The 17,899-nt window shown below is 42.0% G+C and carries 3 protein-coding genes; all 3 read left to right on the top strand.

The genetic code is table 11. The annotated features are described in order from the left end of the window. The coding region (locus RMY32_RS30790; protein WP_322712270.1) for a non-ribosomal peptide synthetase at positions 1-5,761 on the top strand (5,761 nt) is incomplete at its 5' end. Further along, entirely contained in the window at positions 5,758-10,017 is a 4,260-nt protein-coding gene (locus RMY32_RS30785; RefSeq protein ID WP_322712268.1) for a beta-ketoacyl synthase N-terminal-like domain-containing protein, read from the top strand. The genes RMY32_RS30790 and RMY32_RS30785, both read left to right, overlap by 4 nt. A gap of 62 nt (positions 10,018-10,079) precedes the next feature. Then, positions 10,080-17,732 carry a non-ribosomal peptide synthetase gene (locus RMY32_RS30780; protein WP_322712267.1) on the top strand — a complete coding sequence of 2,551 codons (7,653 nt, stop codon included), beginning with the start codon at positions 10,080-10,082 and terminating at the stop codon, positions 17,730-17,732. Positions 17,733-17,899: the final 167 nt, after the last annotated feature.

Genomic DNA, 17,899 nt, shown 5'->3' with positions numbered 1-17,899 from the left:
ACAACCCAAGGGTATAGCCATGAGTCAGCTTGCCCTTTGCAATCATATCTTGTGGCATCGGGACAACCTCAAAATTACTCGTGGCGCAAAAACCCTGCAATTTGCTTCGGTTAGCTTTGATGTCTCCTTCCAAGAAATCTTTACTACCTCGTGTTCTGGCGGTACATTGTACCTCATCACAGAGGAATTACGCCGTGATGCTTTAGCATTATTAGGTTTTCTGCAAGAGAAACAAATTCAGAGAATGTTTCTCCCTGTTGTCGGCTTACAGCAACTAGCAGAAGTTGCCTTGGGGAATGACATAGTTAATACTGGTTTGCGAGAAATTATTACGTCTGGAGAACAGTTGCAAATTACCCCTGCGATTTCTCTTTGGTTGAGCCAATTAACTGATATTACTTTGCACAATCAGTATGGGCCTTCAGAAAGTCATTTAGCCACCAGTTATACTTTGCCTAATGCAATAGATACTTGGCCGCTACTTCCTTCAATTGGGCGACCCATTTCTAACACCCAAATTTACGTTCTCGATAAATATCTACAGCCTGTACCTGTGGGCGTGCCAGGAGAAGTTTACATTGCAGGTGCGCTTTTAGCTCAAGGCTACTTTAACAGACCTCAGTTAACACAAGAGAAATTCATTGCCAATCCCTTCGGTCGAAGCAGGGGAGCAGGGGAGCAGGGGAGGCAGTGCGGTCTTGGGGGTTTCCCCCAGGAGCAACTGCCGTCGAGCAGGGGAGAAAAAGAAAACCAATTCCCTAATTCTGAGCGTCTCTACAAAACAGGGGATTTGGCGCGTTATTTACCGGACGGTAAGCTTGAATCTTTAGGACGTATTGACAATCAAGTTAAAATTCGCGGTTTCCGCATTGAGTTGGGCGAAGTTGAAGCGGTACTGGGTCAACTAAGTGATGTACAAGCGTCTTGTGCGGTTGTTCGTGAGGATACACCGGGCGATAAACGCTTAGTTGCATATATTGTGCCGCAACTAGAGCAGACAATCTCTATTGGCGAAGTACGTAACTTCCTCAAGGAAAAGTTACCAGAGTATATGCTGCCAAGTGCAATAGTCATCTTGGAGGCTTTACCGCTTTCCGCTAACAGGAAATTAGACCGCCGCGCATTACCTGCACCTGATTTACACAACCAATTATCGGATCGGTATGTCGCCCCACGTAACCCCATTGAGGAAATCCTGTCAGTAATTTGGGCGCAAGTGCTGAAAGTTGAGCTTGTGGGCATTTATGATAACTTCTTTGAGCTTGGCGGACACTCGCTACTGGCAACGCAACTGGTTTCCCGTGTGCGTAATAGTTTGAAAGTAGAACTACCATTACGTAGCTTATTTGCTGCACCAACGATCGCTGAATTGTCCCAAAATATTCAACAGTTGCAGCAACAGGATCTAACAGCATCAGCCATTTTACCAAAAGCAAGGGATGCAGAGTTACCACTGTCTTATGCTCAACAGCGTTTGTGGTTTTTAGACAAGTTAAATCCCAATAGTGCGTTCTACAATTTACTTTTAGCTTTACGTCTAGCTGGAACTCTGAATCGAACTGCCTTAGAACAAAGCTTACAAGAAATTATTTATCGCCACGAAGCGTTACGGACTAACTTCATCACAATTGATGGAGAACCAGTTCAAGTTATTCAAACCCAGACGAATTGGACAGTCTCAATTGTTGATTTGCAGTATTTATCTACAGGCGAACAAGAAATTGCTTTGCAGCGATTAGCGCAACAACAAGCGCAACAACCCTTTAACCTGGCAGATGAATTATTAATCAGGACAACATTAGTAACGTTGTCTGAGACAGAACATGCCTTGTTAGTGTTTATACATCACATTGTCTTTGATGGTTGGTCAATGGGTGTGTTTGTCCGAGAATTAATGGCACTTTACAATGCTTATTCTCAAGGTCAGCCGTCACCGTTAGCACCACTGTCGATTCAGTACGCAGATTTCGCTATTTGGCAAAGACAGTGGTTGCAAGGAAATGTACTGCAAAGCCAACTCTCGTACTGGCAACAACAACTAGCAAACGCACCAGCTTTATTGTCGCTACCTACAGACCGACCAAGACCTGCTGTGCAAACTTTCGCTGGTGCATATCAGAAGTTTGCACTTTCAGTTGAGTTAACTGGCAGATTGGTAAAACTGAGCCAGGAGCAAGGTTGTACTTTATTTATGACGCTGTTAGCAGCTTATGATACCCAGCTTTACCGCTACACAGGACAATCAGACATTTTGGTGGGTTCGCCGATCGCAAACCGCGATCGCAGTGAAATCGAAGGGTTAATTGGCTTTTTTGTCAATACTTTAGTCATGCGTTCTAACTTGGCAGGCAACCCCAGTTTTAGCGAATTACTCCTTCGCGTTCGAGAAGTAGCTTTAGGAGCGTATGCTCATCAGAATTTGCCTTTTGAAATGCTGGTGGAAGCATTGCAGCCAGAAAGGGACTTGGGACATACGCCACTGTTTCAGGTGGTGTTTAATCTTCAAAATGCACCCGTACAGGAAGTAGAGCTTGCGGGGTTAACTGTTAGTTCCTTGCCAGTAGAAAGTACAACTACAAAGATTGATTTGGGTTTATCGATGGAAAACACTACCCAAGGATTGATGGGTATGTGGGAGTATAATACTGACTTGTTTGATGCCAGCACAATCGAGCGGATGAGCGGGCATTTTGTAACGTTGCTTGAAGGAATTGTTGCCAATCCTCAAGAGCGAATTGCACAATTGCCTCTGCTAACAAAATCTGAGCAACAGCAATTATTAGTTGACTGGAACAATACTCAAGCAGATTATCCCTCAGATAAATGTATCCATCAGTTGTTTGAAGAACAGGTAGAACGTACACCCGATGCTGTAGCAGTTGTATTTGAAAATCAACAACTCACCTATCACCAGTTGAATTGTCGTGCTAATCAATTGGCGCATTACTTGTGTTCATTGGGTGTCAAACCAGATACGCTGGTAGGCATTTGTGTAGAACGTTCAATAGAAATGGTGGTGGGACTGTTGGGTATTCTCAAAGCGGGTGGTGCTTATGTACCTATTGACAGTGAGTATCCAATTGAACGTTTGCGCTTCATGCTAGAAGATGCTACTGTTTCGGTGCTACTGACTCAACAACGACTGATTGACAGACTTCCACAACATCAAGCAAACCAAGTCTTTTTAGATGAAATCTGCTCAGAAATTGCCCAAAACAATCAATCTAACCCAACTACTGGAGTCAAAGCTTTTCATTTAGCGAATGTGATTTACACGAGCGGATCAACAGGTAGACCCAAAGGTGTGATGGTTGAGCATCAGGGACTATGTAACTTAGCTCAAGCTCAGAAAAGAACTTTTGGCTTGACTTGTTCTAGTCGCGTTCTTCAGTTTGCCTCTTTCAGTTTTGATGCTTCGATTTCAGAAATTTTGATGGCTCTGTTTTCAGGTGCAACGTTGTACCTGGGAAGGAAAGACTCTCTATTGCCAGGAGAACCATTAATTAAGCAATTACGCGATTATTCGATTACCCATATCACACTACCACCATCGGCGTTAGCAGTTATGCCCGTGGAGGAACTGCCGACACTGCAAACAATCATTGTCGCGGGAGAAGCAAGTTCAGCTGAATTAATCAAGCAGTGGTCTGTTGGCAGAAACTTTTTCAACGCTTACGGCCCAACAGAAGCTAGTGTCTGTGCAACGATCGCCAAATGCACCCTTGAAGATGAGAAAATATCTATTGGAAAAGCGATCGCCAATACGCAACTCTACATTTTAAATGAGTATTTGCAACCAGTACCGATTGGTGTGCCAGGAGAATTGCACATCGGTGGAGTCGGGTTAGCAAGAGGCTACCTCAACCGAAAAGAGTTGACACAAGAGAAATTCATCCCTAATCCCTTTAGCGATGAAGCTCATTCCCGGCTTTACAAAACTGGCGATTTGGCGCGCTACTTGAGTGACGGTAGCATCGAGTTTCTCGGTCGTATCGATCATCAAGTCAAGATTCGCGGCTATCGTATAGAACTCCAAGAAGTTGAAAACGTCTTGTCCCAGCAACCTGGAGTGCAGAAAGCAGTAGTAGTCGCACGAGAAGACCAACCGAATAATAAACGTCTAGTAGCTTATGTTGTACCACAACAAAAAAACCTTGAATCATCTCAATCCCAGGTAACAAAAAATTTATCAACAGACAAAGTAGAACTATGGCCATCTGTAGCTGAATACTATGTATATGACGAATTACTGTATTACGCTATGACCAATGACCATCGGCGTAACGATAGCTATAAAGTCGCCATTAATCAATTGGTCAAAGATAAAATAGTCGTTGAAATTGGCACAGGTAAAGATGCTATTTTGTCTAGATTTTGTGTCGAAGGGGGTGCTAAAAAAATTTATGCAATTGAAAGAGACGAGTCAACCTACAACAAAGCCAGAGCTTGTATTGAAAAATTAGGTTTAGCGTCAAAAATCATAGTCATTCATGGAGATGCAACTAAAGTTGATATTCCAGAACTCGCTGATGTTTGCGTCTCCGAAATTGTTGGAGCAATTGGTGGCTCTGAAGGAGCAACAGTAATTATTAATAATGCTAGAAGATTGCTCAAGCCTGATGGTTTGATGATTCCTGAAAGAAGTGTTACCAAGATGGCTGCTGTTACTCTCCCAGATGAAATATTATACAAGCCCAAATTTGCTGAAACTCCTGCACATTACACCAATGAAATCTTTAAGCAAGTTGGATATCCATTTGACTTAAGGGTATGTATTAAGAAATTTCCGCAAGCTAATGTTTTGTCCACTATAGATGTTTTGGAAGACTTGAATTTCAATGAATATATTAGTCCAGAACTCTCCCATTCAGTGAAATTTGAAATTCAGAAACCTGGGCGAATGGATGGATTTTTAGTGTGGCTGAATTTGCACACTATTGCTGGAGAAGAAATAGATATTTTAGAACATGAACATTGTTGGCTACCTGTTTATTTTCCAGTATTTGAACCAGGGATTGAGGTTGAATGTGGTGATGTCATTCAAGCAGTTTGTTTCAGAACACTTTGCGAAAATAATCTCAACCCAGATTATGCAATTAAAGGTCTTTTGCTGAAAAAGAATGGAGAAAATATTAAATTTGAATACGTCTCCTATCACTATAAAAATAATTTTCGGCAAACATCTTTTTATCAACGATTATTTGCTGAGTATGAAAATGAAAAAAACAATAAATCAGATAATATAACTCAGTCTTTGAGAAATAATCTCAAGGAAATATTGCCCGATTACATGATACCATCCAGCTTTGTTTTTCTAGATAAACTGCCCTTAACACCAAATGGCAAGGTAGACCGTCACGATCTACAGAAATCAGAGTTAACTCCTCTAAATAAAGCTGATTATGTAATACCAAATACAGAATTAGAAAAAATAATTGCTGATATTTGGCAAAAAGAATTAGCAGTAGAAAAGGTGGGAATTTACAATAATTTCTTTGAGCTAGGCGGTCATTCGTTATTATTAGCACGGATTAATCAGCAATTGCAAGAAGAATTTGATTTGGAACTATCAATAGTTGATATGTTTAATCATCCAACTATACATAGTTTAAGCAAATACTTAAGTGCTAAAATTAAAAAACAAGATACAATAAAAGAAAACGGTTATCGCACTCAATCTCAGAGTGAAATTAAAATTTTAAGAAACCAACAATTACAATCCAGACAACAATATCGCTCTCAGAAGAAAGGTAAAAAATGACAATAAATTCAGTAGATAACAATAATGAATTTAATAATTCTGAAATAGCAATAATTGCTGTTGCTGGTAGATTTGCTGGCGCCAAAGATATTGAATCATTTTGGCAGAATTTACGAGATGGTGTAGAATCTATTTCTTGTTTGAACAATGAAGAATTAATAAATTCTGGGGTTTCTGTTGATTTACTGAATAATCCTAATTATGTAAAAGTTAGGGGCGTTCTATCAGATATTGAATTGTTTGATGCAAATTTCTTTGCTTATAGCGCCAAAGAAGCTGAGTTAATAGATCCACAACAACGCCTATTTTTAGAATTGGCTTGGGAAGCAACAGAAAAAGCTGGTTATGACCCGCAAAGCTACAATGGTTTAATCGGGGTTTATGGTGGTGTGGGAATGAGTGGGTATTTGCTCAATAACCTTTACCCTAACTATCAATTACTAGCCACAATTGACCCTGTGCAATTAGGAATTTCTAACGATAAAGATTTTTTACCGACAAGAGTTGCATACAAACTCAATTTGACTGGCCCCGCAGTAAATGTGCAAACAGCCTGTTCTACTTCTTTGGTTGCTGTTCACATAGCTTGTCAAGGTCTTTTAAATGGTGAATGTGACATAGCTTTAGCTGGTGGAGTTACTATCAGCATTCCCCAAAAAATCGGCTATTTGCATGAAGAAGGAATGATTCTTTCTCCTGATGGACACTGCCGTGCTTTTGATGCTAAAGCACAAGGAACGATCGCAGGTAGCGGTGCTGGAATTGTGGTATTAAAAAGATTACAGGATGCAATCAGCGATCGCGACTACATTCATGCAATTATTAAAGGCTCGGCGATTAATAATGATGGTGCAATGAAAGTCGGCTACACTGCTCCTAGTGCTAGCGGTCAAGCAGCAGTAATTGGCGAAGCTCAAGCGATAGCGGGTGTAGATGCTGAGACAATTTCTTATATTGAAGCTCATGGCACAGCTACACCTTTAGGAGATCCGATTGAAATTGCCGCTTTAACTCAAGCTTTTAATCAAACTACTGATAAAAAAGGTTTCTGCGCTATTGGTTCGGTAAAAACCAACTTGGGACATTTGGATACAGCAGCAGGTGTTGCAGGTTTGATTAAAACTGTATTAACACTGCAACATAAAATGCTGCCTCCGAGTTTGCACTTCGAGACACCTAATCCCAAAATTGATTTTGCCAACAGTCCTTTTTATGTCAATACAAAATTGACTGAATGGAAAACAAATAACATCCCTCGGCGTGCCGGAGTTAGTTCTTTTGGTATGGGGGGGACGAATGCTCATGTGATTTTAGAAGAAGCACCTGTATTTGAGCAGGGAGCAGGGAGCAGGGGAGCAGGGGAGCAGGGGAGAAATTATCAATTATTGTGTCTTTCGGCTAAGAGTGCGAGTGCGCTTAAGAAGGCGACGGCTAATTTAATTACTCATTTAAAAGAGCATCCAGAACTTAATTTAGGCGATGTCGCTTATACCCTTAATAGTGGTCGTCGGGGTTTTAATCATCGGCGGATGTTAGTTTGTCACGACTTAGAAGATGCTGTTAAAGGTCTAGAGTCAAACCAAGTATTTACTAACTATACAGAGATTACAGAACGGCCTGTGGTCTTTATGTTTCCCGGTCAGGGTTCTCAGTATGTCAACATGGCGCGGGAAATTTACGAAACCGAGACAGTATTTCAAGAACAAGTTGATTATTGCTCAGAAATTCTTAAACCCCTTTTAGGGCTTGATTTACGTCATCTTCTTTACCCTAGTGACGAAAAGATTGATGAGGTATCAAAGCAACTTCAACAGACAGGAATTGCTCAAAGCGCTATTTTTGTAATTGAGTACGCCCTAGCTAAATTATGGCAGTCTTATGGAGTGGAACCACAAGCTGCGATCGGTCACAGTATTGGCGAGTATGTCGCAGCAACTCTGGCAGAAGTTTTTTCTCTAGAAGATGCCTTATCTTTGGTAGCAGCACGCGGACAGATGATGCAGCAATTGCCCACTGGAGCAATGCTTTCCGTTCCCCTACCCAGAGACAAGGTAAAATCCCTATTAGGGCAAGAACTTTCTGTTGCTGCAATTAATCAACCCTTGCAGTGTGTAGTTTCTGGCTCAACAGCTGCCGTAGATGCACTACAAAATCAGCTAGCTGCTCAAGGAATTGAATGCCGTCGTCTGCATACTTCTCATGCTTTCCATTCTCAAATGATGGAACCAATCTTAGAGGCATTTGCAGAGCGAGTCAAAAAAGTTACTTTAAATGCTCCAAAACTTCCTTATATTTCTAACCTAACTGGTACTTGGATTACAGTCACGCAAGCTACAAATCCTGACTACTACGCTCAACATCTGCGTTCTACAGTGCTGTTTGCTCAAGGTGTCGAGAAATTATTAGCAACACCAGAGCAAGTTTTACTAGAGGTGGGGCCAGGACACACACTAACTACATTAGTCAAGAGACATTCAGACAAAGCCGCCACACAAACAGTTTTGACTTCGGTACGTCATCCTCAAGAAAAGCAATCCGATAATCATATTTTATTCAACACATTAGGTCAACTCTGGTTGGCTGGGGTGAAAGTAGATTGGTTTGGATTTTATAGTCAAGATGAATATTATCGTCTTCCCTTACCAACTTACCCCTTTGAGCGCGATCGCTATTGGATCGATCCCCCACAAAAAGCAGCTTGGGGACAGTTGCAAAGTTTACCCACAACATCACAATTATGGACATCACTTACACAAGCAGGTCAAAAGCAAGCAAATACTAGAAATGCAGAACTTAACGAGTTAACCTATCAAGAAAATAGACAGTGGTTAGACCGTTTATGTACAGCTTGCATCAACTCTGCATTCCAGCAATTAGGAGCTTTTAGCAATCCTGAAGAAAAGTTTTCTTTAGAAAACTTGTTAGCGCAATACCATATTTCTCCCCGCTATCAGCAATTGTTCTCTAGATGGTTGCAAATATTGGTGGAACAAGGACAACTACAGCAACAGGAGAAGTTATTTACTAAGCTATTGCCATGTTCGCAAAATTATATTAATGAACATTTAGAACAAGTTAGAGCAAGGTTTGCTGCTTCATCTTTAGTAGATTTAGATTTAGTGCAACGCTGTGGTGAAAATTTAGCTGCTGTTGTTGTTGGCGAACAAGACCCATTAGAGATTTTCGATGAACTGGTTTACCAAAAAGAAAACAATGGTTCATATTCAGAAACTCCCTTAATTTCTTACTACAATTCTATCTTGCGTTCCAGCTTAGAACAGGTAGTTAAATCATTGCCATCAACCGTTCACCTGAGAGTTTTAGAAATCGGGGCGGGTACTGGTGTGTCTACACAAGCATTATTACCTGTGTTGCCGCCCAAACAAACCAGCTATACTTTTACTGATATTGGTGGCGGCTTTTTGACTCAAGCTCAACAGAAGTTTCAAGACTATCCATTTGTTGAATATCGATTACTAGATATAGACAAGTCGCCAACTGAGCAAGGGTTTGATAAGTACAGCTTTGATGTAATCATCGCCTCTAATGTTTTACACGCAACTAAGAACATAGATCAAACACTCCACCATGTACGCTCTTTATTAGCTCCTGGCGGCTTCCTCTTAGTGTGGGAAATAACTCAGCCAAAAATAGACTTTGATATCACTTGGGGTCTACTGTTGAAACCTTTAGACGATAAAAGACGCAATCCAGGTCAACCTTTTATCATCAAAGAACAGTGGTTTGATGCATTACGCACTCAAGATTTTGTTCAAGTTGCTGCATTTCCTGAAACGGAAGCATTAGAGCATCAGATTATTATGGCTGTTGCTTCTGCATCAGCTGCATTTAGTATAAAATCTGGGCAAAAAGAGACTGACCAGAAATTAGAGATTTCATTACAAACAAAGCCGGAGATTTTTCAGCCCGAAAAATTATCTGCACTCCACACAAGACCTAATTTGTCAAATTCCTATATAGCTCCGCGTAATGAAATCGAGGAAAAAATTGCTGATATTTGGCAAGAATTATTAGGAATTAAACAGATAGGAATTCATGATAATTTTTTTGAATTAGGAGGAGATTCTTTAATAGCTGTTCAAATTTTATCTCGACTAAGAAAGACTTTTTCTGTTAAATTATCCGTAGCAAGTTTGTTTGAATCTCCCACAATAGCTGAAATAGCACCCAAGCTAGAGAACCAACCAGAATTAGATATTTTAAGTGCAATTGATAGAGAAGAAATTGCAATTTGAACAGCAATAAATAATTCTTCAATTACGAATTACGAATTAGGCAAAGTGGAGGTAATGTTTCTGTGAACGTCGAGCAATTGTTAGCTAATCTTACTAAACAGGGTGTGAAGTTGTGGGTTGAAGGTGAGCAGCTGCGTGCTAATGCTCCAAAGGGCGTATTGACGCTAGAAACTCGTGACTTATTAGCTAACCATAAAGCAGAACTTATCTTGTTATTGCAAGAGAAAAATGCGAACCCCGACACAGACTTACCTCTCATCAAAGCCGATCGCACTCAGAACTTACCTTTATCTTTTGCCCAAGAACGACTCTGGTTATTAAACCAGTTGGAACCAGATAGCCCCTTCTACAACGAACAAACAGCTATAAAACTTCACGGTCAGCTGAACGTTGTCGCACTAGAGCAAAGCCTCAACAAAATTATCGATCGCCACGAAGTCTTACGTACCAATTTCCGCACTATCAACGATCAGCCAGTCCAGGTAATTGCTGACAGCTTAACTTTAAGTGTGCCAGTAGTAGATTTAACAGAGTTACCTGAAAGTGAAAGAGCGATCGCTTGCCAAAAATTAGCCACGACTGAACTTGCTCGACCCTTTGACCTTGCTAGTTCTCCTTTAATCCGAGCTTGTGTGGTGAAACTCAAAGAGCTAAAACACGCTTTTATACTAACAGTCCACCACATCATAGTGGATGGTTGGTCAACAAGTATATTGATGCGCGAGTTAGCAACCATCTATTCAGCCATCTGCAATAACTTGTCCCCAGAGCTACCTGAGCTACCAATTCAGTATGCCGACTTTGCGATTTGGCAACGGCAATGGTTGCAAAAAGAAGTACTGCAAACGCAGCTTGATTACTGGAAGCAACAACTCAAAAACGCTCCTACCTTACTAGAATTACCCACAGACAGACCCAGACCAGCCATTCAAACTTACCGGGGCGCAGTCCAATATGTAGAATTATCAAGCGAACTGAGTCAAGCGATCGCCAATTTTAGTAGGCAAGAGGGAACTTCCCTATTCATGACGCTGTTCTGTGCTTATGTTACTTTGCTTTATCGCTATACAGGCTCCGATGACATTGTAGTGGGTACGCCCATTGCTAACCGCGATCGCTTGGAACTTGAAGGGTTAATTGGCTTTTTTGTCAATACTTTAGTATTACGTACCGATTTGTCAGGCAACCCCAGTTTTGGGCAATTGCTAAGTCGAGTCCGCCAGGTGACACTGCAAGCTTACGCTCATCCAGACCTGCCCTTTGAGGAGTTGGTAAAAGCATTGCAGCCACAACGAAACCTCAGCCATACACCACTGTTTCAGGTGATGTTTGTCCTCCAGAATGTGCCCGTATCTGAAGTAGAGCTTGCTGGCTTAACTATCAGTTCTTTGCCAATAGAAAGTGCAACTGCCACATTTGATTTAACTTTATCAATGCAGAACACTGCAACTGGATTGGTGGGTATGTGGGAGTACAACACTGACTTGTTTGATGAACGCACAATCGAGCGGATGAGTGGGCATTTCCAAACATTGCTTGAAGGAATTGTTGCTAACCCTACTGAGCAGATTTCACAATTGCCACTGCTGAGTGAACTTGAGCAACAGCAGTTATTAGTTGACTGGAACAATACCCAGTCCAACTATCCGCAGGATAAATGTATTCATCAGTTGTTTGAGGAGCAGGTGGAGCGTACACCCGATGCTGTGGCAGTGGTGTTTGACAATCAACAACTGACTTACCACCAGTTGAACTGCCGTGCTAATCAGTTAGCGCACTACTTAAGGTCTTTAGGTGTGGGAGCAGATGTACTAGTAGGGTTGTGTGTTGAGCGATCGCTAGAGATGGTGGTAGGATTACTAGGCATTTTGAAGGCGGGTGGTGCTTATGTACCACTTGACCCTGACTATCCCCAAGACCGCTTGAGCTTCATGCTCGAAGATGCTCAAATTTCAGTACTGTTGACTCAACAATATCTAATTGAAAGGCTACCTGAGCATCAAGCACAGCTTCATTTCGGCTCCGTTCAACGCAGGGTATGTTTGGATACTGAGTGGCAATCTATTTGTCAATTGAGTGATGCTGATTTGGTTAATAGCACTAGTAGCGAAAATTTAGCTTATGTAATTTACACTTCTGGTTCTACAGGCAAACCCAAGGGAGTGATGATTCAACATCAGTCCTTAGTCAATCTGATGCAAGCGGTAGTTGTTGAGTATGGTCTAAGCAATAGCGATCGTATATTACAGTTTTGCTCTATTTGTTTCGATGTAGCGGCAGTAGAAATCTATCCTTACCTGAGTTGTGGTGCGACGGTAGTGCTGCGAACCCAAGAAATGCTGAGTTCGGTGCAGACGTTGCTCCAAAAATGCCACGATTGGAGTATTACAGTGTTAAGTTTGTCAACAGCATACTGGCATCAGCTAACTTTTGAATTAGTCAATGCCAATTTGCTGTTACCCGATTGCATCCGGGTGGTAGTTATTGGCGGCGAGCAGCCACTTGAGCAACGATTCAGAATGTGGCAAAAGCATATAGGCGAGTATCCACAGCTAATAAACGCCTATGGCCCTACTGAAGCGACTGTAGAAGTAACGTACAAATTGCTGGGTATTGATGAGCAAAAGCTCACAATTGGCCGACCCATTCATAATACTCAGATATACATTCTCGACCAATATCTACAACCAGTCCCCATCGGTGTACTAGGAGAACTGCACATCAGTGGTGTGGGACTAGCAAGAGGCTATCTCAACCGTCCCGAACTAACTCAGCAAAGATTCATCGGCAACCCTTTCCGAAGAAGCAGGGGGCAGGGAGCAGGGGGCAGGGGGGAAAAATTCTCTAATTCTGTACGCCTCTATAAAACCGGAGACTTAGCACGTTATTTACCAAATGGTGACATTGAATACCTGGGACGCATCGACAATCAAATAAAAATTCGCGGCTTCCGCATTGAATTGGGAGAAATTGAAACAGTACTGAGCCAACATAGTGATGTGCAGGTCTGTGGTGTCATCGCCCGTGAAGATATCCCAGGAGAGAAGTGCCTAGTCGCTTACGTAGTGCCGTATCCACAGGTAACACCCACAATCAACCAACTGCGGCAATTCCTGAAGGCAAAACTCCCAGAGTACATGGTTCCAAATGCTTTTGTAGTGCTGGAGTCCCTGCCACTAACTCCCAACGGTAAAGTAGACCGCCGCGCCTTGCCAGCACCGGATTTACACAGCGAACAAAAAGACAAATACGTTGCCCCACGCACACCCATTGAGGAAATGCTGGCACAAATTTGGACACAAGTGCTGAAACTAGAGCAAGTGGGTGTACATGATAACTTCTTTGAACTTGGGGGACATTCATTACTAGCAACGCAATTGTTTTCACGTATCCGTAACATTTTCAAAGTGGAACTACCATTGCGTGAGTTGTTTGCCAGAGCAACAGTTGCCGAATTAGCGCCATCGCTTGAGCAATTGCAACAACAAGACTTAGAATTTTCTACACCACTCATATTACCAAGGACAAAAAATACACAACTACCACTGTCTTATGCTCAACAGCGTTTATGGTTTTTAGACCAGTTACAGTCTCTAGGTGGCACTTATAACATACCTCTAACTTTGCGTCTAGTCGGAACTCTTAATCAAGCAGCTTTAGAAAAAAGCTTACAAGAAATTATTTATCGCCACGAAGCATTACGTACTAACTTTATTACTGTTGATGGACAACCAATACAAATCATCAGGGAAGAGGCAGGGGGCAGGGAGCAGGGAGCAGGGGGCAGGGGGCTTCCTCTGAGCCAACTAATATCTATACCTTGGACAGTCTCAATTGTTGACTTGAAGCATTTATCCACCAGTGAAAAAGAAATTGTTTTGCAGCAATTAGTGCAAAAACAAGCTAATCAAGCTTTTAACTTAGCAGATGAACCATTGGTCAGAGCAACGTTAGTTGTGTTGTCCGAGACAGAACACGCTTTGTTAGTATTCATACATCACATTGTTTGTGATGGCTGGTCAATGGGTGTGTTTGTCCAGGAATTAGTGGCTCTGTACAATGCTTATTCTCAAGGTCAGTCGTCACCTTTAGCACCACTATCGATTCAGTACGCAGATTTCGCTATTTGGCAGCGAAACTGGTTGCAAGGAGATGTACTGCAAAGCCAACTGAGTTATTGGCAACAACAATTAGCCAACGCACCAACTTTATTGTCGCTACCCACAGATAGACCTAGAGGGGCTGTGCAAACTTACCACGGCGCATATCAAGAGTTGGAACTTTCAAAAGAACTAAGTGTTGCGCTCAAACAATTGAGTCAAAAAGAAAGTGTCACTTTGTTTATGACGCTGTTAGCAGCATTCCAAATATTGCTATGGCGCTATAGTGGGCAGGATGATATCTGCATAGGTACACCGATCGCTAACCGCAACCGTGCAGAAATCGAAGGGTTAATTGGCTTTTTTGTCAATACCCTGGTGTTGCGTACCCGCTTGGATGGTAATCCCAGTTTTAGGCAGCTATTATCACGGGTGCGAGAAGTAGCGCTAGGAGGATACTCTCATCAAGATTTGCCTTTTGAAATGTTGGTGGAAGCATTGCAGCCAGAAAGAAATCTCAGCCATAATCCAATTTTTCAGGTGTGGTTTAATCTACAGAATTTGGCAAACACCCAACTCGAACTTTTTGGGTTGTCTGTAGAACCTATATCGATGTCAGAAGCAGCTTCTAAGTTTGACTTAAGCTTGTATGTTGCAGAATACGAACAAGGAATAACCCTGCAACTACTCTATAATGCTGACCTATTTACTTCAGAACGAATGGTGGAAATGGTGCAACAATTCCATCATTTGCTCAATCAAATTGTTGTTGATGCTGATAGTGGAATTGCCTCTTATTCTCTTGTCACACCACAAGCCCGATTTTTACTACCAGATCCCACAACAGCCATACCACAACCAGAATACGAATTAGTTACAACAACGTTTACCTCTTGGGTAAATAGCACCCCAGAACTCTCAGCAGTGCGTCAAGGATCTCGCATTTGGAACTATGGGGAATTAGGTAAAAGCTCTCAAGCTTTAGCTAGGGTGATGCTAAGTCACGGAATTCAACGGGGAGATGTCGTAGCGGTGTATGGCACATCAAGTTTTGGATTGATTGCCAGTGCGATCGCTGTACTCTTGAGTGGAGGAGTTTTACTTACCATCGATTCGCAACTTCCTAGTCAACGCCAACGGCTAATGCTTCAGGAAGCTAAAGCTAAATGCATACTGTACATCAATAGTCAATACCCAGAAGACCAGGAGATATGGCAGTCTTTAACTGTTATCTGTATAAATCCAGACACAGCAGTAGCTATAAATTATCGCCAAGAAAGCAGTCATACAATACTTCTGCCGGAAATATCTGCTAACGATGCAGCCTATATTTTCTTTACTTCTGGTACTACTGGCGTTCCTAAAGGAGTGTTGGGGTGTCACAAAGGAATGGCGCATTTTCTCAATTGGCAAAGACAAACCTTTGGAATTAATCAAAAAGACCGCATTGCCCAATTAACAGGACTTTCCTTTGATGTCGTTCTCAGAGATATTTTCTTACCTTTGACCAGTGGTGCAACCTTGTGTCTGCCAGCACCAGAGGATAAGTTAGAACCAACGAAAATTTTGGGTTACTTGGAACGCGAGCAGATTTCTGTTCTGCACACAGTTCCTTCTTTAGCACAATCATGGTTAGCTAATGTTCCCTCGCAATCTCTGCATAACTTACGTTGGTTATTCTTAGCTGGAGAACCTCTTAAAGAAACACTTGTACTGCAATGGCGAGATGCTTTCCCCCAAGCAGGAGAAAAAGCAGGGGAGCAGGGAGCAGGGAGCAGGGAGCAGGGAGGGAGGTTTGTATCTCGTCCTCCTGCCTCTTGTGAAATCGTTAATCTGTATGGGCCGACAGAGACAACTTTGGCGAAATGTTATTACCAAGTACCTAGTGAACCCACACCAGGGGTACAGCCAGTAGGACGGACACTTCCAGAAACTCAAGCACTAGTTTTGAGTGCAAATGGTCAATTGTGTGGTATTGGGGAAACGGGCGAGATTGTTTTGCGGACACCATTTCGCAGTTTGGGCTACATTAACGCCCTAGAAGAAATGCGCTCTCGGTTTGTTAAAAACCATTTTCGCAATGATGACCAAGATTTGCTGTATTATACAGGCGATCGCGGTCGCTATCTTCCAGATGGCTCTCTAGAAATTCTCGGACGCCTCGATCATCAAGTCAAGATTCGCGGCATACGCGTTGAACTTGGAGAAATTGAGACAGTATTAGCACAACATCCATTTGTACATCAGACTGTAGTAATTGCCCATGAAGAACGCTTAGTGGCTTATATTATTCCCACTCAGGATTCAACACCTACCATTAGTGAAATCCGGCGCTTCCTCTCCACCAAGCTACCACAGTATATGATGCCTTCTAGTTTTGTCTTCCTAGATAGCTTGCCCCTGACACCCAACGGTAAGGTAGACCGCCGTGCTTTGCCTACACCTTCTAACATTAATAATCTAGATACATTTGTCGAACCCCGTAACCAATTAGAACTGCAACTGGTGCAAATCTGGTCAAAGATTTTGAAAGTTGACAAAGTAGGAGTACAAGATAACTTTTTTGACTTAGGTGGTCATTCTCTTTTAGCTCCCTACTTAATGGCTCAAATTAAGCAGCAGTTTGGTAAAGATGTGAGTTTAACAAACCTTTTCCAAAACCCAACTATTGAACAGTTAGCGACAATTTTACAAATAGACTCGGATTATTCAAATTCGTCTTGTCTAGTACCAATTCAGCCAAACGGTTCAAAGTTACCTTTCTTCTGCATTCCTGGCGCTGGTGGCGAACCTTTCTACTTGTATCACTTAGGGCGTTATTTAGGAGATGAGCAACCATTATACAGTTTTCAAGCAAACAATCTAGATGTAGAGCCAGCCACCCGAATTAAGGATATGGCTAGCCATTATATCCAAGCAATGCAAGCCGTCCAGCCGCAAGGGCCATACTTTTTAGGAGGGCATTCTTTAGGAAGTATAGTAGCTTTTGAAATGGCAAATCAGTTGCTCGATCGGGGATATGAGATTGCTTTAGTCGTCATACTTGATATGTCAGCACCAACTTCTAAAGACAAACAAGCACGTATTGAGCGTGTTGATTGGGATCATGCTCGGTGGTTGATTGAGTCGATCAAAGCAGTAGAAGTTTCTCTATCAACAAACATGGATATTTCTTATGATACCCTGCGATCGCTATCTGAAAAGGAGCAACTAAAATACGTTTTACAGCATTTAAAAATGGTGAATATGCTGCCTCCTCACGCTGAAATTAATCAGCTTAAAAACATGGTACAAACTTTAAAAGCAAACTCTTTATCTCTGATTAATTATGTACCACAACAAATTTATCCCGGCCGAATTACGCTTATACGTGCCGGCGAGACTCCCCCGGAACGGTTGGCTAGCAAGTTTTCTGAGATTTCCCAAGATTCGACCTGGGGTTGGAGTGAGTATTCTTGCGAACCAGTAGATATCCATTTTGTTCCAGGCAATCATATCACGATGATGGCAGAACCCCACGTCCAAGTCTTAGCCGAGCAATTGAAAGATTGCATTCAGCAAGCCTTGCGTAGGCAAGAGGCAGGGGGCAAGGGGAAAGAGAAATATATTATCTGAGTAAATTAGATAATTTATTTTGAATATGAATTGAGATTTCTAACTCATGTAGAGACGCGATGAATCGCGTCTGAAAGACCAATTTTTTACACCAATAACCTTTAACCCAAGCGTATTGATTTTTCACCAAAACCAAAACTTGAAGTTTAAATGTAAGGAACTGGATT

Origin of the sequence: Nostoc sp. ChiSLP03a (genome assembly GCF_034531215.2) — a bacterium.
Classification (GTDB): domain Bacteria; phylum Cyanobacteriota; class Cyanobacteriia; order Cyanobacteriales; family Nostocaceae; genus Nostoc.
The sequence above is the reverse complement of the archived record's forward strand: the minus strand, read 5'-3'. Positions and strand labels throughout refer to the sequence as shown.